Raw genomic sequence first — 23,506 nt, 5'->3', positions numbered from 1 at the left:
AATGAGAAGTTTTTAACGCTGTTAGCGTCATATTTGCTCCTTCAAATAGACCAGGTATTAAGTGAAATTGGTATGAGCGTATAGAAACGATAAAAGGGCCATAAAGGCCCTTTGGTGAAGTATCGTTCAAGTTAGTTTGGTTACTCTAACCCCTTAAAGCAACCAACCAATTGTTTTGCAACTGAGGCTTATCTCATTAAGTTTCTAAGCTAGCGAGAGGAAAAACCCTGCAATTGCTGCGCTCATTAGGTTAGCCATAGACCCTGCTAAAACCGCCCTGAGCCCTAAGCGTGCGATATCCTTTCTTCGACTCGGCGCCATACCGCCTAATCCGCCTAGTAAGATGGCTATCGATGACAAGTTAGCAAATCCACATAACGCGAATGTGACAATCGCTTGTGTGTGTTCACTTAACGTGTCGCGATAATTCATAAAGTCCAGGTAAGCAACAAACTCGTTCACAACCAGTTTCTGGCCGATAAAGCTGCCTGCCTGAGTGGCTTCTGCCCAAGGTACGCCTAACATCCAGGCAACCGGAGCAAATACATAGCCTAAAATCTCTTGTAGCGTCAGTGTTGGATGGTCAAACATCCCACCAATACCACCAAGTAACCCGTTTAATAGTGCAATCAGTGCCACAAAAGCCAGTAACATTGCACCAACGTTCAGTGCCAGATGCATACCGCTTGACGCGCCAGCTGCTGCTGCGTCTATTACATTAACCGGCTTGTCGTCGCCGCTATCAACCTCTGCGAGGTTTTCTTTTGGCTTTTCGGTTTCCGGCACAATCATCTTGGCCATCAGGAAACCGCCTGGTGCTGCCATAAAGCTGGCTGCAATCAGGTACTTTAATTCAACCCCAATAGCAACGTAGCCTGCCATGACAGAGCCTGCTACTGTCGCCAAACCACCTACCATTACGGCAAACAGTTCTGACTGGGTCATCTTAGGGATAAAAGGCTTTACGATTAAAGGTGCTTCAGTTTGTCCTACGAAGATATTTGCCGTTGCTGACAAAGACTCTGGTCTGGACGTTTTGAGCAGCTTCTGTAGACCACCCCCTAAGATTTTGATGATCCACTCCATAATACCGATGTGATATAACACACCGACCAGGGCTGAGAAGAATACGATCACAGGAAGTACCTGGATCGCAAAAATAAACCCTATGTTGTCCGCACCGGCCAAAGGACCAAACAGGAAGCTGATCCCGTCATTGGCATAGCCGATCACGGATGAAACCGCTCTCGACATAGCCGCCAGCGCGTTTTTACCGGCTTCTACGAAAAGTACGAAGCCACCAATGAGTATTTGCATGATAAATGCGATACCCACGGTTCGATAATTAATGGCACTACGCTTGGTGGAAGCTGCGTAGGCGATGGCTAGTAGCATTAACATGCCGACTAAGCTCATTATTGTTGTCATGCCAGATTGTTCCCGTATTATTCTTGCAGTAAATATTTTATTTTACTTTTAATAATATCAATCGCAACGCGATTCATACCGCCACGGGTAACGACCAAGTCGGCATTGTGCTTTGAAGGCTCAATAAACTGGTAAAACATAGGTCTTACCGTTGCCTGATATTGCTCAACCACCGAAGAGATACTTCTACCGCGAGTTTCTATGTCTCGTTGCATTCTTCGCAGCAGACAGATATCAAGCGGTGTATCAATAAACACCTTGATATCAAATTCTTCGATTAATGCTGGATCGCTTAACAGTAAGATCCCTTCAACGACTAAAATCTTTGCCGGGTTTACCGTGCGTGTCTCACTACTGCGTGTATGTTGAGCATAGTCGTAAGTCGGTACTTGTACAGACTTACCTTGACGCAGTTGCGTCAGGTGCTCTTTCATTAACGCATGTTCAAACGCATCCGGATGGTCATAGTTCGTTTGAGTTCTGTGTTCAAACGGCAAATGCGATTGATCTTTATAATAGGCGTCTTCTTCTATAACGGCGATGGCACCCGACTCAAGTTCGTTTACTAGTTCGTTATAAATAGTTTGACTAAAAAGAGACTTACCGGACGCAGATGCGCCGGCGATGGCTATAATTGTTCGTGTCACTAAAGTTCACACCCAGCAGTTGCTAATGTTGGAAGATCACAATAGCAAAAAAGACACGATTAATCTCTTTTGCCTCGCTTAAGGAGCAAATTTAATTGTTTTGGTTATAACAAAACAGGACTTATGTCCGCTGGTCCAATTAGTGTTGAAATTTAATTAATATGGGGACAAATGGATTTTTGTTATGCTTTTATGACAGCGGACTTATGTCCTGTACGTTAATTTGGGCTACAAATAAAGTAACACCCTCTGACGAGTAATCACGACCTAAAAACAAAATCGTTGTGCGTCAGAATAAATAGATGAGAGGTAGATTATGGCAAGAGCAATCATATTAATGGCAGACAGCTTAGGGATTGGGGCTGCACCCGATGCCGAGAAGTTTGGAGATGCTGGTGCTAATACCTTAGCTCATCTATTAGCAGCATATAAGCAAGAAAAAGGTGAAGCCTTATCTTTGCCTAATTTAAGTAAGCTTGGACTTATTGCAGCATGTGAAGCCGCAGGCAAAGAAACCTGTGAAGTTGCACAGCGTATTGAACCGCAAGCTGCATGGGGTTATGCAAAAGAATTATCCAGCGGTAAAGATACGCCGTCTGGGCACTGGGAAATGGCAGGCGTACCTGTGTTGTTTGAGTGGGGTTATTTCCCCAATACACAGCCTTGTTTCCCACAAGAATTTATTGATGAGTTGTGCAAGCGCGCAGATATTCCCGGAATTTTGGGTAACTGCTATGCATCAGGCACAACCATTTTAGAGCAACTGGGTGAAGAGCACGTCAAAACTGGCATGCCAATTTGCTACACCTCAGTTGACAGTGTGTTTCAAATAGCCGCACATGAGCAATCATTTGGCCTTGACAAGCTTTATCAAGTATGTGAAATCGCACGGGCACTACTTGATGAAATGAATATAGGACGAGTGATTGCGCGGCCATTTATAGGCACTTCTAGTGCCGACTTTATTCGTACTGGTAATCGACGTGATTACTCCGTGTTACCGCCCTCACCGACAGTATTAGACAAACTGGCGAACGACGGTGGTGAAGTGATCAGTATTGGTAAAATCGCTGATATCTATGCGCATCAAGGTATTACACAAAAGCATAAAGCGCCTGGCCTGATGAATTTGCTGGAAAAAACCAGTGACGTTATGCAAAGCGCTCCGGATCATAGTTTGATTTTCACTAACCTGGTGGATTTCGATGAAAAATTCGGTCATCGCCGCAATGCGGTGGGCTATGCTGAGGCGCTGGCGCAGTTTGATGCTTATTTACCGAACATCATTAACCAATTAAAAGACGATGATCTGCTGTTAATTACAGCGGACCACGGCTGTGATCCGACCGCACCGGGCACAGACCACACCCGCGAATACGTGCCAGTATTGGCGTATCGTAATGGAATGAACAATACTCCGTTAGGTGAAAGAAACAGCTTCGCAGATATGGGTCAGACGCTGGCTCAGTGGTTTAACTTATCTGCTTGTGATTATGGTGACGGCTTTGCAGCCCAACTCGCTAAGGCTTGAATTAAAGGAAACATGTTATGAGTACTCCGCATATTAATGCTAACCCAGGTGATTTTGCAGAAACGGTGCTAATGCCAGGGGACCCACTGCGTGCCAAGTACATTGCTGAAAACTTTTTGCAAGACGCACGTCAGGTAACGGACGTACGCAACATGTTCGGTTTTACTGGCACTTATAACGGTAAACCAGTAAGTATTATGGGCTCTGGTATGGGTATTCCATCCATGTCTATCTACGCTCGTGAGCTGATTGTCAGCTTTGGTGTTAAAAACTTAATTCGCATTGGTACCTGTGGGGGTATCAACCAGGATACTAAAATCCGTGACGTGATCTTTGCACAAGGTGCAAGTACAGACTCAAATGTAAATCGCGCTCGCGTACGAGGCTTTGATTTTGCTGCCATTGCTGACTTTGGTCTGCTTGAGAATGGTGTTAACGCTGCTCGCCGTCTGGGTATTGAAGCAAAAGTAGGTAACGTATACACCACAGACACTTTCTATCAGGCTGACAGCAGCTTTTACCCTGAACTGGATAAGTTAGGTGTACTGGCTGTTGATATGGAAACAGCTGGCCTGTACGGTGTTGCTGCCGAGTATGGTGCAAAAGCAATGGCGCTATTTACGGTGAGCGATCACGTAATCACTGGCGAAGCAACACCACCAGAAGAGCGTCAAAGCACGTTCAATGAAATGGTTAAAATTGCCCTTGAGTCAATTTAAAAAATTTGGTCCTGCCCAGGATCTCCCTGTTCCTTGGTAACGTAATCGCAGAGTTTTGGAGACACGCCTAAAACAACGCGAATCACACCCAAAAAGCCGCACCTAGTGCGGCTTTTTTTTATCTGAAATCTATTGCCCTCTGTCTTGTGTTATTCATTTTCTTGAATATCCGGGGAGGCGCGACAATGATATATGCCTTTACCAAATTAAAGAGCCTGTTTCGAGAATAGTTTTTCGTTGAACATTCCTTGCAGACATTTTGTCATTTTATTTCTTCTCAGTATTCGCTGAACTGAAATAAATGTATGCGGGTTGGCGTTTAATCTTACCAGTTAGCTATATACTCAGGGTATGCGGTTTTATATTAAGGTCTGAGATGATAGTTTTTCCGACTATGTTGTTATCCTGGGGAATGGCCCTGTCAACAACAGCATCCTGTAATGTGCCGATAGAGTTGCTGAAATCACAAGCATTTAACCAGCCTCAACAAGCTGTGCAAACGTATTTAAGCAATCAGGAGCGTTTTCAGCGCGCAACCTGCGCCGAGGCGGCACTGGCATATCGCTATTTGTTGATGGCTGCAACTAGGGTACAGGACTGGAAACTCGTCGAAGAGGTCGCTCAAATACTTCAGTCGGGAAGATTATCTTCTCACGTTACGGGTAAAGAGCTTAATGTTATAAATAACATAGGCGTTGCCTATCGTAAGGTTGGGCAACCTGAAGACGCACTGACGCACTATCGTTGTGCGTTAACATACGCCAACAGCCACGATCAACGAGCGCTTATTAAAATCAATATTGCGATAGTACATCGCAATGCCGACCAGCCAGCGATTGGATTTCGTCTACTTCAGGGAATTGAGGAAAAGTACCTACCGAGCATTATCCTAGCCGGATTGCATGTCGCTAAAGGCAATACGGCTTTGCAGCTCAAACGCTATGATGAGGCGCAGCGCGCGTATCAGCAAGCGCGTGAACACTATCTGGCTGTGGGAGATAAACGCAATGCACAGGCTGTGGTGGCAAACATGTTGGTCGTTGCGCTGGCCAAAAATGATACGCAAGCATATGATCAGCTGCGCGCCTTGAGCATTCTGGAGGTCGACATGCTGACAGAGCAAGGAGGGAGGTTTATTCAATGGCTCGACACCTTCCGGTCATATAGTTCTGCTAATAATCTGAATCAGTCACAACGACAGCAACTGCAGGATATAGAGACAATTGCGGCGGACTATATCGAGTTTGTTATGCTGTTGTCGGCGCGTTTTAGTCTAAATCAGGCTGTGGCAAGACCTGTTCGAAATAGCGCTGAGCAACCTCAGCTTTCGAGTGCACTGGCCAAACGCTGGTGTAAAGGGATGTAGTGTTAGCGGGCTTGATTCATATAAAAATTTGTTTTTACCTCACTTTATGCCAGATTTAAGGTGCAGGTATAAGAAAACTATCGGGAGCAAGTATGGCGAACTGGGTGAATGGCAAAGTGGTTGAAAAGCTGTGGTGGACGCCCAGCTTGTTTAGTATCAAAGTTGCGGCTGACATAGACCCTTTCACAGCTGGTCAGTTTACTAAACTGGCATTACCCGTTGAAGACAAAAAAGTATCGCGCGCATACTCTTTTGTGAACGCGCCTCAGGACCCGTTACTTGAGTTCTTTTTAATTGAAGTGCCAGATGGACAATTGTCAGCTCCGTTGGCAGCGCTGGACATAGACGATGATATTTTAGTGGCAGGCAAGCCTAGTGGGTTTTTCACGTTGGATGAAGTACCAGATGCCAGTGTACTGTGGATGCTGAGTACAGGTACGGCGATAGGCCCTTTTTTGTCTATGCTGAGCGATGGAAAGCTGTGGAAGCGCTTTGATCGGGTTGTACTGGTCAACGGCGTGCGTCATGCACAGGATTTGTGCTATCAGGACATGCTACTGGATACCGAAAAAATCTTTAAGCAGTTCAAATATGTGCCCTTAGTTAGTCGGGAGAAGACGGCGCATACGCTGTCCGGAAGAGTGACAAACCTGCTCGAGAGCGCAGAGCTGTGCCGCCATTGTGGTTTTGAGCAGCTGCCAGCAGACAGCCAATTTATGTTGTGTGGTAACCCGCAAATGGTGAAAGACACGACGACATTATTACAGACGATGGGCTTTGCTCGTAACCGGCGGGCACAACCTGGGCATATTACGGTAGAGCAATATTGGTGAGCGTCAGGCAATGTACTCGAATATTGACACTTAGAAACGCAAAACTTCCCAATGGACTGGCCTGATTCTGTATTCTGGCAACTGAATTTGCTATCGTGCACGCCAATTAGTCCCATGAAAAGGTAATTTATGAAATACCTATTTGTACTGATTGGATTGGTTTACTCAATTATTGGGTCGGCAAACCCTGCGCTTGATGAACAGGCCAGCGATTATCAGTTAACAAAGACAGAGCAGGAACTGGCGGCAGAAGCTGTGGTCGACAAGCTTATTCTGGCGTATAACGCGCAAAACATACGCAAGTTTATTGAGTTATATGCCGAAGATGTTGAGTTTTACATGTATCCGCAAACCTTGATGTTTACGGGAAAAGAAAAACTGATCGAGCGTTATGGGCTAATGTTTAAGAAAATGCACTGCCTTAAAGCTACCTCAATTAAGCGCATTACGCATGGCTCCATCGTGATTGATCATGAAACTTCGGAGATTTGCAGTAAGGAGGCGGGTGTTGTGGACAAACGCTCGGAATTTGTGACCAGCTATCAAATTGAAAACGGCAAAATTAAAAAGGTCGTGTTTTTTCGTTAAGTGTGTCAACCACCAAGGCTATGCACAGTGTTTTTCAGGTACATAGCCTCAGCACAGATGAGTGCCGCTACCAGTGCTCAACCAATTCCTTAAAGCTCGGGTTTGTCTCCAAAACTTGAAATGAGGGCTCGTTATTGAGCTCATTCTTTAGGTTTGGCGAGTAAGCCAGGGCCATTTTTATGTCGGCAATCGCATCAGCATATTGATCCAGCAGTGCATAGGCACAGGCGCGTTGCCAATAGGCATAGCCGTAGTCACTATCAATTTCAAGTGCCTGATTACAAAGGTTAATAGCGGGCCCTGTTTGTTCCAATTCAAGCAGTGCATCGGCTTTGTAAACCATTGCTTCAACATCATCGGGGTGACGTTTCAGGATTTCGTCGTACATCTCGATTTTGCCATGCATGTCACTTTCAAGATTTGCCCGCATCCATAACGAGTGAATTTCGTTTGTAATCGTGATTTTTCGTTGGTTGTTGAGAATTTCTTCTGAGCGCTCTTTGAGTTTTTCTTCAAGCGTTCTGAGCCTTTGTTCATATTCTTCGGTGATGTTTCCGACTCTGTCATTGACCGTTTCTTCAACTTTATTTTTGATATCCCGTAATGAATTCCAGCCAACCAACACGAGCAGTGAGGCAGTGGCTGTGATGATGAACAGCACATTGTTGATGGTATCCGTGGTATAGGTCAGTGCGCGATCGGCAGCATCAAGCTGTTTGTGGGTGAGCTGTAAAGTGACATCCTCACGCAGCTTTTGTTGATCCTGCCGTAAGGATTTTAGCTCGTCTAAAATATAGCGCTCCATTAATGGGCGATACATTGGCTCTTGCAGCCTTTGTAATACTTGTTGCTGCTGTTGCTCGGTTAAGACGGGAGCAGGCTGAGCGCTATTTGCTGCGAGTGCGCCGCAATAGAGCAAAGTGACGAAAATAAGGATATTTTTTAGCATAGCAGTGATCTGTTTGAGAGTTTAGTCTAGCATGGTGCATGAGAGGCTTAGAAATTGCAAAACCATCAGGTATGGTTGGGTGCTATTTGGTCAATACAATGAGGGTTGAGGTTAAGTAGATTGCATGAGGTATTGCACGATCTTTAAGTTATTGTTTTGCTCCGTAGTGGCTGTTGCTATCTTTGCCTGCCGTCTGGTAGCTGCTCATCCACATCTGCAGCCGCGCCCCGTCATAGTGCCAGAATCAGAACCGACTATTCAACTTCAAGTTGTCACGGAAGAGTGGGTGCCTTACAACTTTACCAACGCGCAGGGGCAGGTAGATGGACGTGCCACTCAAAAGGTGCGGGAAGTGCTTGACGCTGCCGGGATCAGCTATGAAATTTTGGTGTTTCCCTGGACCAGAGCCATGAAAATTGCCCAAACTCAACCTAACACTATGATCTACTCTATTTTTCGCACGCCAGACCGTGAGGCCCGGTTTGAGTGGGCTTGTCCTCTGTTAAGGCCAGTCAAAGAACACCTGTTTCGCCTCGCTACACGAAATGACATACAAGTTGAGTCTTTGGATGATGCTAAACGCTATATTATTGCTTTGGTCAGAGGCAGTGTGACCCACGAATATCTGCGTGCGAGGGGGTTTAAGGGCGGAGTTAACCTGGATCTGTCTGCTGATCCCAGTTCGCTGGTCAAAAAACTACTAGCGGGTCGGGTAGATTTTCTTATGACTACGGAATTCACCATCTATGAGGCCCTGCGTTTGATTGAAGAGCCTTATGAGGTGGTGACTTCTGCACTGGAGGTGCGAGATCGTTCCGGCGAGAGAGCTTGTCTGGCATTTAATCCGGATACAGACAGTCAAATTATAGATAAGGTCCGCCGTGCCTTGGCTGATCATAACCGCAGTTATATTGGCCCATAACATAAGCCTGTTATCACACGACCCACCAAACGCTTCTGTCTAAAACTTGAACAAGCATTTCAACTCTGTCACAGTGAATTGGCAGCACTGTGCGTGTTGCTCATATATAAAATAATAACATCAAGGAGTTAGAAGTGAACGTATATAGAATCTTAATCTCCATCATACTAGGTATCTTGTCTGGTTTGAGCTTTTCCAGCGTCGCAACCAGCTTGGCTGAATTGCATGATATTAATAAAGGCAAGTTTTTCCTTTACGATAATAGTTCGACTGGTCCCACCTATGAACTTGTTCTGGCCAAAAATGGCACGGGAAAATACGCACGGCAAACTGAAAGCCAGATAAGCTGGAGTAAAGTCGATGATGGATTACAAGTTAACCTGGCCTCACCGGAACTTATCTGGGCATATCAAGATCAGGGCGTTGAATATCGCTCAGAAATATACCAGGTGCATGTTTTTCCGTCGGAGGAAGGTGTTTCCTTTGCACAACACATGCGGGTAGTGCGAACGGATACGATGGAAGTGGTTGAAACGCAGGTACAGCACTTTACCGGAACCCTGGTGCCAGCTAAGTCAATGCAAGACTGGCGAGTTGATCTTACTGAGGGAACTTGGGTGCTTCCCGCGGTTGATTACATCCTGTATGAAGAGTTTGATATACCTGCATTTGGTGCTGTCGAAGCGAATTTTTTTGCTAATGGGGATGGCCAAATAACGCATCATGATAAGACGGTGAGCCGCTTTAAATGGCGTATTAAGGGCAATCGTCTGGTGCTGAAATACTGGCAAAATGGTATTAAAAAGAAACTTGTATTGAGGATCACAGAGTTATTGGCAGGGGTTGGGTTACGTGTTGTGATCAAAGCCACAAGTCATACAGGTAAAGCGCCGTTGTTGCGCACGGGGTTGATGATTAAAGATCAGAAAACGCACTTCAATTATGAGAATACGGTGGGTACCTGGTTGCGTGGCGCAGTTCGCTATGACTACTTTGAGGATCACGTTTATATTCCCAATGTGGCTTTCGGGAGCGCAGTTTGGTCATTTAATCAGGCTGGTGAAATAGAGCGCCAGAAGATTATTCACCCTCAGCTGGGTACGGTCCCCGTCTGTCCCGATGATACTTGTTATGTGTCTTGTACTTTTACGTTAAAGCTGTTGGCGCAGGACGAAGGAGCTCTCTACGTTTCAGTGCAAACAGACTCTGAGTTGGTCGATGCTGGCCCGCATTTTTTTATGGGTAAGGCAATTGTTAAGTTCGATTTAAAGCCATATCAAAGCGTAGCCGCGTTTGATTATTCGTGGCTTGGTCAGACAATGCTTACTTTCAAATCTGGGAGTGAGTCTGCGCTATATTACTTCATGATGGTGCCGTCAGAAACAGGAGTCTGGGAGTATGTTTACGCGAAAGAAGCGCCGAATAATATTCAGGGCAAGTTTGCCGTGGTTGACGGTAAGCTGCATCTTGAGGGTGAACTGGAGACACAAGTTTTGGAGATCCAGCAATCGAGAAGGGATAGCTTAGATGTATGCCGCTACATTCAGGGTAGCTCGTGTGCAGCCGGTGACACTATGATTTTGGAGTTTCATAACGGCACCGACCTGCTTAAATAGGGCTTCGTAGCACTCATTGCATAAGGTCAGCCGGTGCGCAGGCTTTATGCAGCTGAACCGGACAGAAGCTGATATAGCACGACGACTAATACCACTGAAATACACACCACCAGATAAGGTATGGTAGTAGAGCGTTGATTGGAGTCAGCTACCAGGTGCTTTTGGTACAATTGTTGGCCATAGCCTGCAGCGTTGTCTAACTGCGTGTGATTACGACGTGGAAATGTCAGTATGCCCAAAGTAGCCAGTAAGCCGGAATTTAACCACTGTCCTTTAAATAGGGTCAGCATTGCCAATGTAAGCAGGGCAATGCCAGCGATCCATCTGATTAAGTAAGTCATAGTGCGTCCAATGCAATAATAAAACCAGACTGTACTTTAGAGTTTGGGATCTAAACTTGCAAGTGAATTGTTCCTAAAACAAGTAAATTACAGATTTAACCTATTTCTCCTACCAATTGGGTAGGTTATATCTCACATTTTGCTCATTTCTGGATCTAGCTGTTTTGGTTTACCAGACCCAATTCTACTGCTTTTAATGTCGCTTGCGTGCGGTCTCTGACCTGAAGCTTACTCAGTAAATTTGAAACATGATTGCGAATAGTCCCCTCCGCTTTAAACAGCTGGCTTGCAATTTCTTTGTTTGATAGCCCACGCGCGATGAGGACAAGTATTTGTTTTTCTCTGTCTGTGAGCTCATCCAATGCTGATTCAGCCTGTTTAAATACGTTACTTAAAGCACGTTGAATAACCAGTTTTCCCTCGTATACTGCTTTAATCGCTGCTTCTAGTTCTTCTAACTCGACGTCTTTAAGCATGCAACCATTGGCACCCAGTTGCAGGGCCTGTTGCAGCTTTGTAGTATCATCGAAGGTGGTCAAAATTAATACTTTGGGTGATTCACTGATGGCATTAAGCTGCTCCAGCACGCCAACCCCATCGAGTTCAGGCATACGCATGTCTAGCAAGATAACGTCTGCATCAATCAGGCCTGCGTTGTACTGATTCATAAATTCCAGCCCGTTTGCTGAGCTGCTGTTACATTCAATGTTTTCACAGAGTGCGAGTAGTGCCTGCATGCCCTGTCTGACTAAAGCTTGATCATCGACCAAGTGAACCTTTATTCTATTCATTATGGTGTGTTTCCTTAAACTGAACTCGCACGATAAAGCCTTTTGGTGAACTTTGCCAATCAAACTGACCCCCAAGCTCATCAACCCGTTCTTGTAGACCCAGTAGTCCATTGCCAGGCTTAATGAGTGGCGCAGCTGTACCGTTATCACCTATTTGCATCCTAAACTCTGCGCTGGCTGACGGGCCAAATTCAATATTGACCTGCGTGGCGTTACTATGCTTAAGGGTATTGGTGATACTTTCCTGGCAAACTCGCAGGATACAATGGGCATGGCTTAAGCTTTGTAATACGGGATGAGCGTTAAACTGCAATGAAATATGGACCCGGGGTACGTGATGGATCAGCTCAGTGAGCACCGCTTCGAGGTCAAGTGACTGCTCGGTGCGCTTATCACTGACGAGCATGCGGATCTTATCCAGTGTTTCACGGGCAAGTGTATAGCTTTGTTGTAGCTGAGACTTTAGAGGTTCCTGTGCGGTTCTTCTGGCAACATCAAGGTTAACGATCAAACTGGTTAACTGATGACCCACATCATCATGTAGTTCTCTTGCCAGTAATAATCGTTCTTGTCTTGATACGGACTGTCCGAGTAGCGATTGCGTGGCCAGCAATTGACTGTTTGCCAGTTGTGCTTGCTCTTTGGCCGTTCGCTCTTGCTGCATGCGATGGCTTACCACGTAGGAAAATAAATGAAATGAGGCAAATAACATCGCTTCTACCCAAGGCCATGGGTGTTGCCAGTAGAGTTTTTGGATCAGCAGGTAGGCAATGCTAGCGAATAGTATGTAGCTGTATGACTGAGCCGGTGATAAATAAAAGGTCAAAATGGCGATGAGCATTACGCTGTAAATTAGGTATACCGATGACGGCAGTAAAAAACCCGTGCTGTGGATCAGTAAAGCCATTATCGCCAGTAGCCAGTATCTGACCGTATAACCATAGCTGTGCCGGGACTCATTGGTGACCAGCAAAATTAAGGGTAGCAAGGTCAGATGTGGCAACCAGGCCCAGAATGAGGCCTGTGATAAGGCAAGCAGACTTGGTACAGCAACCGCGCACCAGGTCACGAGTGCGGTTGTAAGCATAGAAGGTTGGTATTGAAAGTAAGGCTGCACAATAAAATCATAATTATTATTTATAATATGTACTTATATCAGATCAGAGTCAGAAAAGAAGCATGACGAATGTCATTAGTTGTTAGTGACAATAGTGACATGAAGGTCGGATTATTTTTCCCTAAGCTGGATGAACATCAACTAGGGAGCTAACAATTATGCAATACCTTCATCAATTTTCTTTAATTATTCACATCATAGTGGGTAGCTGTGCATTACTTTTATTTTGGGCACCAATCCTGGCTAAAAAAGGGGGGAAAATACACAATCTGTCAGGTAAAGCTTATGCTTATAGTATGCAGCTTGTCTCTCTATCAGGGATTTTGTGCTGTACACTGGTTTTGATCGATCCCATTTCCGTTTATCAGGAAGCTTATCTTCAGGCACAAAATCAGGCTGACTTTATAAATACTGCGCGTGAGCGAGCCAGCTTTTTACTCATGCTGTCCTTTTTGGTTCTGGCGTCGGTTATGCATGGTATGCGCGTGCTTAAGGATAAGGCTTCGCGCCTGACAGTAAAGCGCCCTGATATGCTTTTCAACTATTTTGCTTTGTGTGTCAGTGCGTTATACGTTGCTTATCTGGGCGCTCAAAGTGGTCAGGTGTTATATCTGGCGTTCAGTATTATTAGTATGATTGTGGCAATTAAGATGATGCGCTATACCTTTGCCCAAACAGTAAAGCCGCGCCAATGGATTATTGAACATCTTAGCGCAATGATTGGTTCGGGTATTGGTGTTTACACAGCGTTCAGCGCTGTTGGTGGCCGCTACTTGCTTGTTGAGGTATTGGGGGAGCAGGCAATATTGTTGGCGTGGCTGGCCCCTTCGGTTTTAGGAACCCTTGGGCTTATTTTTGCTAAACGTAAATATCAGCAGCGTTATCGGGTTGCCGCAAAGGACAATTTAGCCCATCAAGCTGCGACCTTCTGAGCCTTTATAGGTGCGTTGTGCTGAAATGCAGTATTTTCCAGCTTAGATAATTGTACCTGTACCTGACAAATTAAGTAATTGGTTTGGGTACATTTATCAATCCTGATACAAAGCGCCTACAAATGGTTACTGACCGTCTATGCTTGTAGTTGTATGGTTGAATTATGACCGCAATGACAACAATCCGACGGGGCTGACTATGAATAAACTCTCACTGATATGCCTGATGCTTTTTCTTACTTGCCAAAGTGCATTGGCGGTCCATTTAATCGGCCAGACTCACTGGACTATGCTTGAACAAGACAAGTATTTTAAGTCTGACAATACTGAGCAATACCTAGAGCTAGACATAGCATCCGTCAGAGCAACACTCCAAACGCTAAACATGGTAGATATGGTTTTGCCGCTGCCAAATGGGCAATTTGTAACGTTTCGCCTGGTACCGAACCAGGTGATGGCACCCGAGCTGGCAAAGAAGTATCCAGAAATTAGGACGTTTAAAGGTGTTGAAGTAGGAAAGCCTCAAAATCAGGGCACCTTTGATCTGTCACCGAGAGGGTTTTATGGGATGTTTGAACACCAGGGGCAAACTGTTTACATTGACCCTCAGTCGGCGTTAAACAACTATCGTAGTTATGTTTTTAATCCAGCGGTTCATCATGACCATGCTCAAGACATCAAACGTCACCGCGCAATTCGCTTTCCAGGTATATCTGACTCTATGGCAAATAAACCAGAAGGGCTGATGCAAACCAGCCAGATCAGTGAACAAATAGTCTACCGTCTTGCTGTCGCAGCTACGGGAGAATATACCGCTTATCATGGCGGTACACGTCAGCTAGGTCTGGCTGCCGTTGTGACTATGGTAAATCGAGTGAACCAGGTCTATGCGCGGGATCTTGGGGTCACATTTCAGCTGGTTGCTAACAATGACCAGATCATTTTTGTGGATGCTGACACGGATCCATTTACAAATACGGATGAGGACATCAACGGAGATACCATTTCACAAGCGATTGAAAACGTCATGAGTGACACGGATTATGATATTGGACATTTGGTGGTAACCTCAGGGGGAGGCGTTGCCGGGCTGGGGGTGGTTTGCTCAACCCAGAAAGCGGCTGGTTTGACTGGCAGCCCTATACCTGAAACAGACGCGTTTTATATCGATTATGTAGCTCACGAAATTGGTCATCAGCTAGGTGCTGAACATACTTTTAATGGTTTGGTGGGCGCCTGTCAGGGCAATCGCTCCGGCTTATCAGCCTATGAGCCGGGCAGTGGTTCGACAATCATGGGGTACACAGGTATCTGCGGTGAACAAGATTTACAGCAGAATTCAGATCCCTTCTTTCATTTGCATTCCATTGAGCAAATGGTTGCAGTGACGCGTCAGGGGGTTGGGAGTACTTGTGGCGCCCGTACTAACCTGACTAACCAAAGTCCAGTGGTTGATGCCGGTAGCGATTTTACAATACCCGCACGCACGCCATTCATTTTAACAGGCAGCGCAACCGATACTGATTCAGATACACTCAGCTACAGTTGGCAGCAGTTCGACCTAGGGTCGGCTACAAATAGTGCGAGCCAGGATGCCATTGACTCAGGGTCGGGGCCTTTGTTTCGGGTCTTTAATCCAACAATGGATCCGGTCAGAACCTTTCCTAAATTAATTGATATTTTGTCAAATAGTGTGGCTTATGGAGAGGTGTACCCTACAACAAGTCGCACCCTTAACTTTCGTCTGGCAGTGAGAGATGGTCAGGGGCATGTTGCCAGCGATACGATGCAGGTGACTGTGGTTGATTCGCAAAATGGATTCACCGTAACGCAGCCTGATAGCAGTAGCCAGTGGCTAACTGACACACACACTGTGACCTGGGATACTGCGAATACCCAGAATGCTCCGGTTTCTTGTTCCAGAGTGACCATTAGCCTTTCTACCGATGCTGGTGTGACTTTTGGCACATCATTGGCGAATGGGGTCGATAATGACGGGCAACAGGAAGTATTGATCACATCTGCAATTAGCACTAACTCCGCCCGAGTTCGGGTTGCTTGCACCGATAATATCTTTTTTGCGATTAACTCCGGCAACTTTACAATCAATTCTGATGGCCCACCAGATCCGATAGTGCCTGTGTTTGAATCTCAAAGCCCGATTTCTGTTGCGGAAGATGACCGTGTACAGATTAAAAAAGAAGATCTTAACTTTGAGCTCGGGCTGGCTGTTGATTTAATCACTCTGTTGCCCGGTGATAACTATACCTATACAGATCTGACAGTGATCCCGAATGAAAACTATAATGGCACGCTGAATGTTGCGGCATTTGCAACAAAGGACAATCAAAACAGTGAACGATTTAACGTAGAGGTAACGGTTACTGCAGTTAATGATGCACCCGTTGTGGAAAACGACAGTGCTAATGTGGAGTTTCAGGCAGAGCAAGTATTATTGACTGTATTGAGCAATGACACGGATGTTGATGGTGATGTGCTGAGTATCTCTGCTGTGGATTATCAGGGAACCGGTACGGTCACGATTGCGTCTAACGGTTTGCTCTATACGGCCGGCTCCGATTTTTCTGGCTCTGATACAATCGGTTATACCGTCAGTGATGGTAATGGAGGCACTGCATCTGGTAGTGTTGAGGTCATTGTTGAGGCTGCACCAGTTGAGCCAGATCCCGAACCAGATCCTCAGCCCGATCCGCAACCGGATCCACAGACTCCTACTCAATCTCTGGATGATGGTGGTTCAGGGGGAACGTTGTTTGTACTGCTTTGGTTATTGATCGTTGGCGCTTGCTGTAGGTTAGGAGTGAAAAAAAATGAAAGGTAAATTAACCGTTCTGAGTGCTTTACTCAGTGCGGGATTGGCAGCGGGATGTCAGGGGATGAATCAGCAAGAGACTGCTTCAGATAGTAAGCTTCAACAAGAACTTGCGGGGGCAATGGATAAGCAAGATTTCCGTTTATATTACACCACAGGCCGGCGACCTGTGGTGCCGGGCTTCGAGCAATTTGAATTTAAAGCGCTTGAGGCCCGATGTGGTGTAAAAGCGATGCCAGGCAGCGGAGATACCTTGCGTAGTGAAGCAGATAAAGCAGCACGAGCAGAAGCTTATCAGTACGCGAGAGCATATAACCTTAAAATATATGATGCGTGTTTAAACAGGTTGTAAATGACGACACAACAAAAAATACTTTTAATAGATGATGATCGAGAACTCACGCAGCTGATGTCTCAATTTCTGCAAAAAAATGGATATGATGTCGCTTGTTATGAACAGGGAAATGGGGCTGTTGCGCGCGTTGAAGAGTTCGCACCGGATCTACTAGTACTCGATTTAATGTTACCGGGTCAAGATGGCCTGAGTATTTGCCGTCAGATCCGGGGGCGTTTTACCGGGCCCATTATTATGCTGACGGCATTGGTAGACGATATTGATGAAGTAACCGGGTTGGAAGTTGGTGCTGACGACTATTTGTGTAAGCCCGTTAAACCTCGAGTCTTATTGGCGCACGTTCGGGCACAATTAAGACGCCATAACATGCTTGTGACACAAACCAGTCAGACTGTGCGAACAATTAATGATGGCGAAATCTGTGTTGATTTAGCAAAACGCAAAGCAACATGCGGTGACAAAGAGGTTTTGCTGTCCAGTGCTGAATTCGAACTGTTATGGTTACTGGCTAACTCCGCGGGCCGGATATTGTCGCGCGATGAACTGTATCGCACTATCTTTAAACTTGAATTTGATGGTATGGACCGCTCAATTGATTTGCGCATCTCCAGGCTGCGCAAGAAACTGGGGGATGACCCAAAAGAGCCTAAAATTATTAAAACAATAAGAAATAAAGGATACCTGATTGCAAGTTAATGTTTTACGGCTGAGCGTATTTATCGCCCTGGCCATTGTGCTCAATAGTGTAGTAGCTCTGACAGTGCGCGATACCTTACTTGTTGAGATTGAAACCCGATATATCGAAACGCAAAATCAGTTTTTAGATGAAGTTGGGGCCAAAGTTCAAATTGAACTTGCGCAACCTGCACCACTCTCGTTATCTGAACAGCAGATGCGTCTTGAAGCACGGTACGATACTCAGGCGCTGGTGGTGAGGCGCAATGCTGACTTTTATTCACAGTCGCAGCTGAGCGAATTTGCTGAACTTGAGAAACAGCAAGCGCTGGTCGATTACTTAAATGCCACACTGTATTTTGTGCTGAACGATAATGAGGTGCTCGAAATCGGCCCTTTGGTTGATCAGGATGTCTATTATTACTTGGTTGATTGGTTTGACTGGCTTATATCGGCCTTTCTTAACCTGCTTTTACTCCTCGTTTTCTGGTATCTGAATATTAAAGAGCGCAATGTGTTGGCTGAACGACTTGCTCAAATGCCCGTAGCGCTGAGCCAGCCTCAGGATCTGAAGAGCAGTCTGCAACAGCTTTCGCAATTAGTTGACGCACAACTAAATGAAGGTGAGGCGAGAATAACGTTGCAGCGAGATCTGTTACATGGTGTGGCGCACGAGTTTCGTAGTCCTATGGCCAGGATGCAGTTTGCATTGGATATGCTGGAAGATGCAGAAGAGGAGGAGAGAGAGGCGCTCCATACCAGTCTGAATCAATCACTACAGGATCTGGAAGGCCTCGTCAGTGAGTTGTTGTATTACGCCAGAGTGAAAGACAACTCAGTAAAACCAAAACAGGTTGTGTTGCAAATGAGCTCTGTATTGCAGGAAACTCTGGACAAGGTCGCCCCTTTTTATCCTCAGGTTGACTTTGAACTGGATGCGCAAGAGATACATTGGCAAGGCGATGAAGCTTTGATAAAGCGACTGTTCACCAACTTATTGCGAAATGCAGGTCGTTTTGCCAGGCAGAGGGTTTGCGTTGAGCTCAGGGAGCAGTCTGGCGAGTTGGTGGTTCGTGTTATAGACGATGGAATAGGCATACCGCCGGGAAAACAGGCGCGTATTTTTGAGCCATTTACCCGGCTTGATCCCAGCCGCTCTCGGGATTCCGGAGGTTGTGGACTGGGGTTGGCGATAGTCCAGTCAATTGTCAGCAAGCATGATGGTACTGTGCGTGTGAGTGAGGAAAGCACAGATCTGGGCGGAGCATGTTTTGAGATCAGGCTGCCAAAGCGTGTAACTACGAAAAGCGCGGTTAATCCAGTTCATTAAGCAATTGTTTGATGTCACCGCGGACAGTGTCAATATCTTTAACCACCAAATCAACAGCCTGGGTACTGGCATAAATATTTTGCCAGTTATCAGACCAGGTAGCTTTGAGTGTGGAGGCACTTTGTTGCAGTTCACCGTTGGTCAGGTAGCTGAAATCATTGATTAAGCCTACGCTTACCCAGCCTTTTCTCGGGCTGCCTTGTGTTTTGTCCTGATCATAATGAGCGATGTAGATAAGCTGTTCAAGTTGTGCCAGTTCTCTAAGCATTTCGAAACAAGCCGTTCGTATATTATTGTTTTGTTCGGAGACCTCAAGTCGCCAGGCGTTGTAAGTAAAGCCCACAAACGCAAATAACATACTGGCGATCAGGCTCATCTGATATAGACGGACTTTTTCACTAAGTTTCATAAAACGCCTTATTTCGAGGGAGCCTGGATAGGATTTGGAAGCTGATACTGGCTAAGCCAATTTGCGTTGAGTGCTTTTTGCAGCAGTTGCATAACGGCTTGTGTGCCGGCTTCAGTATCCTGATGCAAGTTGGCTGCGGCTTCGCAGACGAAGCTAAAAGGCAGGCCCTCTTTCAGGGTAGTCAGACATATATAATCACTGTGAGAGAGCGGATGAAATGCGGTGCGTAAATCGGGCTCGCGAATAATCAGCCAATAGTGTCTGGTTGCAAGTTCAGCCTGTGGTGGGGTGTCTGTTTGTTTCAGTGCCTGCCAACTCTCAACTGCGGAAAATTGACACGCGAGTAATCGCGCACTTGGATGCAGCATAAAAACGACATTGGGCCATAAATTAGCATGGATCTGTTGCAGTGCCTGCATTGTCAGGCGAGGTGCATCCGGTGCATCAAAAGCCTGCAACAAGAGGCGCTCAAACTGGGCTATTTCGCTCAGTATCCCATGGTCAGAAAAAGGGGAGTGATCCGCGAGAAACTCGGGAAGTCTATCACCAAAGTGTCGCAAAGATGGATCAGTGGATGGATATTGAGCAAGAAATCCATTCACCATGTCATCAAATAAGTCGTCGCCTAAGTAAAGGCCGAGCATTTCATGGTCCTGTTCCAGTACTTTGGTCAGGCGAATACGATAGGCATTTTGATAGATTGAAGCTCTGTCCTGAATACTTAGGCCTGGCTGGGGAGCAATCTGATTGAGTAAATCTGATTTCGTGCCTGTGAGCATTGCAACAAATGCTTGCTGAAGTTGGGCTAACTCAGCCATTGGACCTCCAACTGAGCGGGGCAAGTTCTCTTGCCTGGTGCAACTCCGCCATTAGAGTTTCAAAAGGAGGGAAGTTATCGTCTCTTTCGATCATGGTATTGACCGCCGGCCTTGATTGCGTGTAACGCTGAAACAATTGCCAGACGGCGTCGCATACAGGTTGATCATGTGTATCGACAATATGACTGCCGAAGTCGCTGTGTCCGGCCAAATGTATCTGCGCAACCGCTTGCTGAGGGATCGCGTTGAGATAATCCATGGCGTCGAAACCATGATTTCTGGCACTGACATAGACGTTATTGATATCAAGCAAAAACTGACAGCCAGACTGCTGATGCAATGCCGATAAAAAGTCCCACTCAGTCATTTGGGACTGATGATAGGTGAGGTAGCTGGAGACATTTTCGAGGATAACGGGGCGTTCTAAATAATCCTGAATAACGTGTAAACGCTCACATAAATGTGTCAGGGCTTCTTCTGTATAAGGCAGTGGCAGTAAGTCATGGCTGTTAAATTCACCAAGAGATGAAAAACACAAGTGGTCAGAAATCCACACTGGGTTGACGCGTTGAATGGTGCGCTTAAGCTGCTCAAGATATTCGAAATTTATTGCTGACGTGCTGCCAATCGACATAGACACACCATGCATTGCAATCGGGTAGCGCTCTTTTATTTGATCGAGGTAATGCCATGGCTTGCCGCCATCAACGAAATAGTTTTCAGAGATTATCTCGAACCAGTCGACGTCCGGCTGAGTTTGGATAATGTCTTCGAAATAGCAGGTTCTGAGTCCCAGGCCAAATCCCAGATAAGGCGGTATAGCTTTCAATGTGTCTTCCGTTTAAAGCAAGAGGTTAGGATCAGCAGGCATATCAGGTGTCTGCCTGCTGACACAAGGCTAGTTTGTTAGCTGTCGACTTTGCCACCTATGTCCTGGCATGCTTTGGCTGGCATTTTTACAAACCCAGTACCTTTGCAGGAGGCATGGCCACCACAGGCATTGTTAGCGGTTTTACAGTCATTGTGACCACCGCAAATGTTGACGTCATTGCACTTTACAAGGTCAGATTTGGCTACTGAACCAACCCACTTATCTTTTACTTTACCACCCACATCTGCACATGCTTTAGTTGGCATAGCAACAAAGCCGGTCCCTTTACAGCTGGCTTGTCCTGAACAGGCATTGCTTGCGGTTTTGCAGTCATTATGGCCACCACAAACGTTAACATCATAGCAATGAACCAGATCGGTACTCGTACCACTGGTATTTGCATTTGCTGTATTGGATGACGTGTTGTCTGTTGAGTTACAGCCTACCAGGCCTGCAACCATGACCGCCATCGCGGCCCCCGTTAGTGCTTTCATATTATCTTCCTCATTGAGTGTGTGCCAAACTGAGCGTGGCGGTTACCTGACCCAAAATAACAACTCTCTTTTATTCAACAGGTAGTTCAGCAGCATGTTCATGCCCGTACTTATCGGTAGTGTTTAACTACCTGAACATGCTGCTGTAACGACAAGACCTGAGTCAGATGAAATTCATTTCAGTGTAGTCGAAAATTTTTTGTCCGAACAAAGAAAATACACGTACCTGAACGTCGGTATTTGAACTTGTTCAGGGCAGGAAAGTAATACATTTAGTTATTGTAAATGCTATATTTATCAATTGGTTATTGTTTTTGTGAAAGAACTCCTAATTAAACTTCACGATGCTTATTATAATCGCTCCAAAAATTTACCTCGCATGTTATTTTCGAGCATAGAAAAAGTGACCAGAATAAGTCTCAGCCCGATTAATGAGGTATCTGAACAGCCATTCAATCGGCCCCTGAGTGAACTTTCGACTCCATAGCATGGCAAAACACGACGCTGACAGGCAAAAAATCAGGCTGCTAAATAGCGCCATTTCAATTGACTGATTACCAAGCATGTTGAGTGATTCCAAGATTCCCATACCAATAATTACGTGTGTTATATAAAAAGTAAGTGATAACTTTCCGGTTTGTTCCAGCACTTTAAGTATAGTTGTATGCGCAAAGTACTGGGCCAGCTTGATACAGCTTATTAAGATAAGCACAGCACTGGCAGTGGCACATACAAGATATTGTGGCAGAGGTGGGATTGGTCCGGTGCTCAGCAAAAATGTGATATCTTGATCTTGCATTCCTGCCTCCACAGCAAGCGTGCGTAACAGGTAAAATATACCCTCGACCACGATTAAAATAACAAGCGCGCCAACAAAGAGTTTTCTCTGTGTGGCGATGTTATGCAAAGGTTGACGGCCCAGCCAAATACCAAATAATAGAAAGGCAACCCAGGGAAACACAGGATGAAAGCCATTGTAAAAAATGCGTCTGATCAGGCCATCCAGAGTCCATAAGTCAAGGTAAGTGAGTGTTTCCCACTGCCAGCCTTTGGAGTAATCAATGATAAGCAATAGTGCAGGGAAAGTGGAGACAATCACCGCACACAGTGTGAGTAGCGTGCGATGAGAAGCGAACAATAGCCATGAGGCCAGAATAAAGTAGCAGCCGTAAAAGTGCAGAATATCTGCTGGCCAGACGGGCAAATAAAGTAGCCCGAGGCAAAGTAGCAGAATACCACGCATGATTACTTTATTTTGCAGTTGTTTTCGCTGAAGTAGGTTGTGGTTTTGCACTTTGCGAGCGCTCAATGTCAGCCCGACACCTGCCAGTATCACAAACAGCGCTGCGGCACGACCTTCCAGTAAACTGCTCAATGACAGCAGCTGCGGGTTGCCAGTTGTTGCGCCCATAACAAGTTTAAAGTTAACGACCACCATACCAAAAATTGCCAATGCTCTGGCAAGGTCAATACCATGGATCCGCGCGCTCATCTTTGTTCCTTTTAGGATATCTGGTGAGTTTAAGTTAAGTGGAGTGGGCGGAATATTCCGTAAATAAATGTATAAAGTTGTAACAGACACAGGTACGAATTATTGATACGTGTCCCAGAGGGGTTTGAAGACGTAGCTGATTGTGTGATTAACAATGCGGAGGATCGCATTATCACCAGATAGCGAACTTGTCACCCATATATTTGCAATAACTAATAAAGTATCCATTGATGAGCAAAAGCAAACCGCCAGCAAGGGCTGCCTCGTTTATGAGTCCCAGCAAGCAAAAAAACAAGCCAAAACCATGTAAAATACGCTCAAGCCTGATGAGCAATGATCTACCAGGCTGGCGTTGAAATGTTCCTAGGAAAAACCAAATCCGTAGCCACAGTGGCCGTGGTGATGCATGTTTATTGGTCATAAATGATTCCTGTTGTAATGTGCTGATG

24 protein-coding genes are annotated in these 23,506 nt (G+C 45.7%); 12 read left to right on the top strand and 12 right to left on the bottom strand.

From position 1 onward, the window contains the following. Window positions 1–204 precede the first annotated feature (204 nt). Together CWC22_RS21905 and udk are read right to left on the bottom strand one after the other, a co-directional pair. Entirely contained in the window at window positions 205–1,428 is a 1,224-nt protein-coding gene (locus tag CWC22_RS21905; RefSeq protein ID WP_138539165.1) for a NupC/NupG family nucleoside CNT transporter, read from the bottom strand. A gap of 17 nt (window positions 1,429–1,445) precedes the next feature. Next, window positions 1,446–2,075, bottom strand: a complete 630-nt coding sequence (gene udk / locus CWC22_RS21900; RefSeq protein WP_049865267.1) for a uridine kinase — start codon at window positions 2,073–2,075, stop codon at window positions 1,446–1,448. A gap of 316 nt (window positions 2,076–2,391) precedes the next feature. Between udk and CWC22_RS21895 the strand changes: the two genes are divergently transcribed. The 5 genes from CWC22_RS21895 (at window position 2,392) to CWC22_RS21875 (ending at window position 7,112) form a co-directional block, all read left to right on the top strand. After that, window positions 2,392–3,606 (top strand): phosphopentomutase, encoded by a 1,215-nt coding sequence (locus CWC22_RS21895; RefSeq protein WP_138539164.1) that lies wholly within the window; start codon window positions 2,392–2,394, stop codon window positions 3,604–3,606. A gap of 17 nt (window positions 3,607–3,623) precedes the next feature. Then, entirely contained in the window at window positions 3,624–4,325 is a 702-nt protein-coding gene (deoD, locus tag CWC22_RS21890; protein ID WP_010380169.1) for a purine-nucleoside phosphorylase, read from the top strand. A 376-nt stretch (window positions 4,326–4,701) separates the two neighbouring features. Continuing rightward, on the top strand, window positions 4,702–5,691 hold the full coding sequence (locus tag CWC22_RS21885) for a tetratricopeptide repeat protein (protein ID WP_138539163.1): 990 nt from the start codon (window positions 4,702–4,704) through the stop codon (window positions 5,689–5,691). A gap of 92 nt (window positions 5,692–5,783) precedes the next feature. Then, window positions 5,784–6,524, top strand: a complete 741-nt coding sequence (locus CWC22_RS21880; RefSeq protein WP_138539162.1) for a ferredoxin--NADP reductase — start codon at window positions 5,784–5,786, stop codon at window positions 6,522–6,524. Between the two features lie 129 nt (window positions 6,525–6,653). After that, entirely contained in the window at window positions 6,654–7,112 is a 459-nt protein-coding gene (locus CWC22_RS21875) for a nuclear transport factor 2 family protein (protein ID WP_125557838.1), read from the top strand. A 67-nt stretch (window positions 7,113–7,179) separates the two neighbouring features. Here CWC22_RS21875 and CWC22_RS21870 read toward each other — a convergent pair whose 3' ends face one another. Continuing rightward, window positions 7,180–8,061, bottom strand: coding sequence for a tetratricopeptide repeat protein (locus tag CWC22_RS21870; RefSeq protein WP_138539161.1), 882 nt, complete (start codon window positions 8,059–8,061; stop codon window positions 7,180–7,182). Between the two features lie 124 nt (window positions 8,062–8,185). Here CWC22_RS21870 and CWC22_RS21865 point away from each other — a divergent pair, with 124 nt between their 5' ends. Then, window positions 8,186–8,983, top strand: a complete 798-nt coding sequence (locus CWC22_RS21865) for a substrate-binding periplasmic protein (protein WP_230090702.1) — start codon at window positions 8,186–8,188, stop codon at window positions 8,981–8,983. A gap of 134 nt (window positions 8,984–9,117) precedes the next feature. Continuing rightward, window positions 9,118–10,599, top strand: a complete 1,482-nt coding sequence (locus tag CWC22_RS21860) for a hypothetical protein (protein ID WP_138539160.1) — start codon at window positions 9,118–9,120, stop codon at window positions 10,597–10,599. Window positions 10,600–10,643: 44 nt separating this feature from the next. Here the strand turns inward: CWC22_RS21860 and CWC22_RS21855 are convergent, their stop codons facing one another. The 3 genes from CWC22_RS21855 to CWC22_RS21845 form a co-directional block, all read right to left on the bottom strand. Beyond that, complete coding sequence (locus CWC22_RS21855) at window positions 10,644–10,940, bottom strand: hypothetical protein (protein WP_125557832.1); 297 nt, start codon at window positions 10,938–10,940, stop codon at window positions 10,644–10,646. 155 nt (window positions 10,941–11,095) lie between these two features. Beyond that, window positions 11,096–11,731: a response regulator gene (locus CWC22_RS21850; protein WP_125557830.1), complete on the bottom strand. Its 636-nt coding sequence runs from the start codon at window positions 11,729–11,731 to the stop codon at window positions 11,096–11,098. Further along, a complete protein-coding gene (locus tag CWC22_RS21845) occupies window positions 11,724–12,818 on the bottom strand; it encodes a sensor histidine kinase (protein WP_230090701.1) in 1,095 nt (364 codons plus the stop codon). Before CWC22_RS21845 ends, CWC22_RS21850 begins: the two co-directional genes overlap by 8 nt. A gap of 188 nt (window positions 12,819–13,006) precedes the next feature. Between CWC22_RS21845 and CWC22_RS21840 the strand changes: the two genes are divergently transcribed. From CWC22_RS21840 to CWC22_RS21820, 5 genes are all read left to right on the top strand, one after another. Next, complete coding sequence (locus tag CWC22_RS21840; protein ID WP_138539158.1) at window positions 13,007–13,780, top strand: hypothetical protein; 774 nt, start codon at window positions 13,007–13,009, stop codon at window positions 13,778–13,780. 199 nt (window positions 13,781–13,979) lie between these two features. After that, a complete protein-coding gene (locus CWC22_RS21835) occupies window positions 13,980–16,622 on the top strand; it encodes a reprolysin-like metallopeptidase (protein WP_171045122.1) in 2,643 nt (880 codons plus the stop codon). Then, entirely contained in the window at window positions 16,612–16,965 is a 354-nt protein-coding gene (locus CWC22_RS21830; RefSeq protein WP_138539156.1) for a hypothetical protein, read from the top strand. Before CWC22_RS21835 ends, CWC22_RS21830 begins: the two co-directional genes overlap by 11 nt. Next, complete coding sequence (locus CWC22_RS21825) at window positions 16,966–17,664, top strand: response regulator (protein ID WP_138539155.1); 699 nt, start codon at window positions 16,966–16,968, stop codon at window positions 17,662–17,664. Next, window positions 17,654–18,973: a sensor histidine kinase gene (locus CWC22_RS21820; RefSeq protein ID WP_138539154.1), complete on the top strand. Its 1,320-nt coding sequence runs from the start codon at window positions 17,654–17,656 to the stop codon at window positions 18,971–18,973. The genes CWC22_RS21825 and CWC22_RS21820 overlap by 11 nt, the downstream gene beginning before the upstream one ends. Here the strand turns inward: CWC22_RS21820 and CWC22_RS21815 are convergent. From CWC22_RS21815 to CWC22_RS24495, 6 genes are all read right to left on the bottom strand, one after another. Then, window positions 18,957–19,382 (bottom strand): hypothetical protein, encoded by a 426-nt coding sequence (locus CWC22_RS21815; protein WP_125557816.1) that lies wholly within the window; start codon window positions 19,380–19,382, stop codon window positions 18,957–18,959. The genes CWC22_RS21820 and CWC22_RS21815 overlap by 17 nt on opposite strands. An 8-nt stretch (window positions 19,383–19,390) precedes the next feature. Then, window positions 19,391–20,200 carry a DNA-binding domain-containing protein gene (locus tag CWC22_RS21810; protein ID WP_138539153.1) on the bottom strand — a complete coding sequence of 270 codons (810 nt, stop codon included), beginning with the start codon at window positions 20,198–20,200 and terminating at the stop codon, window positions 19,391–19,393. Then, the gene (locus tag CWC22_RS21805) at window positions 20,193–21,029 is read right to left on the bottom strand and encodes a DUF692 domain-containing protein (RefSeq protein WP_125557812.1); all 837 of its coding nucleotides are present in this window, start codon (window positions 21,027–21,029) and stop codon (window positions 20,193–20,195) included. Before CWC22_RS21805 ends, CWC22_RS21810 begins: the two co-directional genes overlap by 8 nt. Window positions 21,030–21,106: 77 nt before the next feature. Next, complete coding sequence (locus tag CWC22_RS21800; RefSeq protein ID WP_125557810.1) at window positions 21,107–21,565, bottom strand: hypothetical protein; 459 nt, start codon at window positions 21,563–21,565, stop codon at window positions 21,107–21,109. 382 nt (window positions 21,566–21,947) lie between these two features. After that, complete coding sequence (locus tag CWC22_RS21795) at window positions 21,948–23,057, bottom strand: DUF418 domain-containing protein (RefSeq protein WP_138539152.1); 1,110 nt, start codon at window positions 23,055–23,057, stop codon at window positions 21,948–21,950. A 172-nt stretch (window positions 23,058–23,229) separates the two neighbouring features. After that, window positions 23,230–23,478 carry a hypothetical protein gene (locus CWC22_RS24495; RefSeq protein ID WP_228553166.1) on the bottom strand — a complete coding sequence of 83 codons (249 nt, stop codon included), beginning with the start codon at window positions 23,476–23,478 and terminating at the stop codon, window positions 23,230–23,232. Between the last annotated feature and the right edge of the window lie 28 nt (window positions 23,479–23,506).

This window comes from Pseudoalteromonas rubra, assembly GCF_005886805.2.
GTDB classification, from domain to species: Bacteria; Pseudomonadota; Gammaproteobacteria; order Enterobacterales; family Alteromonadaceae; genus Pseudoalteromonas; species Pseudoalteromonas rubra_D.
This window is presented reverse-complemented; position numbering and strand designations above follow the sequence as displayed.

Coding starts and splice junctions, on each gene's coding strand:
- CWC22_RS21870 (WP_138539161.1), bottom strand. CDS start 8,061: ATGCTAAAAAATATCCTTATTTTCGTCACTTTGCTCTATTGCGGCGCA.
- CWC22_RS21840 (WP_138539158.1), top strand. CDS start 13,007: ATGCAATACCTTCATCAATTTTCTTTAATTATTCACATCATAGTGGGT.
- CWC22_RS24495 (WP_228553166.1), bottom strand. CDS start 23,478: ATGACCAATAAACATGCATCACCACGGCCACTGTGGCTACGGATTTGG.
- CWC22_RS21835 (WP_171045122.1), top strand. CDS start 13,980: ATGAATAAACTCTCACTGATATGCCTGATGCTTTTTCTTACTTGCCAA.
- CWC22_RS21855 (WP_125557832.1), bottom strand. CDS start 10,940: ATGACTTACTTAATCAGATGGATCGCTGGCATTGCCCTGCTTACATTG.
- CWC22_RS21865 (WP_230090702.1), top strand. CDS start 8,186: ATGAGGTATTGCACGATCTTTAAGTTATTGTTTTGCTCCGTAGTGGCT.
- CWC22_RS21845 (WP_230090701.1), bottom strand. CDS start 12,818: ATGCTTACAACCGCACTCGTGACCTGGTGCGCGGTTGCTGTACCAAGT.
- CWC22_RS21885 (WP_138539163.1), top strand. CDS start 4,702: ATGATAGTTTTTCCGACTATGTTGTTATCCTGGGGAATGGCCCTGTCA.
- CWC22_RS21830 (WP_138539156.1), top strand. CDS start 16,612: ATGAAAGGTAAATTAACCGTTCTGAGTGCTTTACTCAGTGCGGGATTG.
- CWC22_RS21895 (WP_138539164.1), top strand. CDS start 2,392: ATGGCAAGAGCAATCATATTAATGGCAGACAGCTTAGGGATTGGGGCT.
- CWC22_RS21810 (WP_138539153.1), bottom strand. CDS start 20,200: ATGGCTGAGTTAGCCCAACTTCAGCAAGCATTTGTTGCAATGCTCACA.
- CWC22_RS21800 (WP_125557810.1), bottom strand. CDS start 21,565: ATGAAAGCACTAACGGGGGCCGCGATGGCGGTCATGGTTGCAGGCCTG.
- deoD (WP_010380169.1), top strand. CDS start 3,624: ATGAGTACTCCGCATATTAATGCTAACCCAGGTGATTTTGCAGAAACG.
- CWC22_RS21875 (WP_125557838.1), top strand. CDS start 6,654: ATGAAATACCTATTTGTACTGATTGGATTGGTTTACTCAATTATTGGG.
- CWC22_RS21850 (WP_125557830.1), bottom strand. CDS start 11,731: ATGAATAGAATAAAGGTTCACTTGGTCGATGATCAAGCTTTAGTCAGA.
- CWC22_RS21905 (WP_138539165.1), bottom strand. CDS start 1,428: ATGACAACAATAATGAGCTTAGTCGGCATGTTAATGCTACTAGCCATC.
- CWC22_RS21880 (WP_138539162.1), top strand. CDS start 5,784: ATGGCGAACTGGGTGAATGGCAAAGTGGTTGAAAAGCTGTGGTGGACG.
- CWC22_RS21815 (WP_125557816.1), bottom strand. CDS start 19,382: ATGAAACTTAGTGAAAAAGTCCGTCTATATCAGATGAGCCTGATCGCC.
- CWC22_RS21795 (WP_138539152.1), bottom strand. CDS start 23,057: ATGAGCGCGCGGATCCATGGTATTGACCTTGCCAGAGCATTGGCAATT.
- CWC22_RS21825 (WP_138539155.1), top strand. CDS start 16,966: ATGACGACACAACAAAAAATACTTTTAATAGATGATGATCGAGAACTC.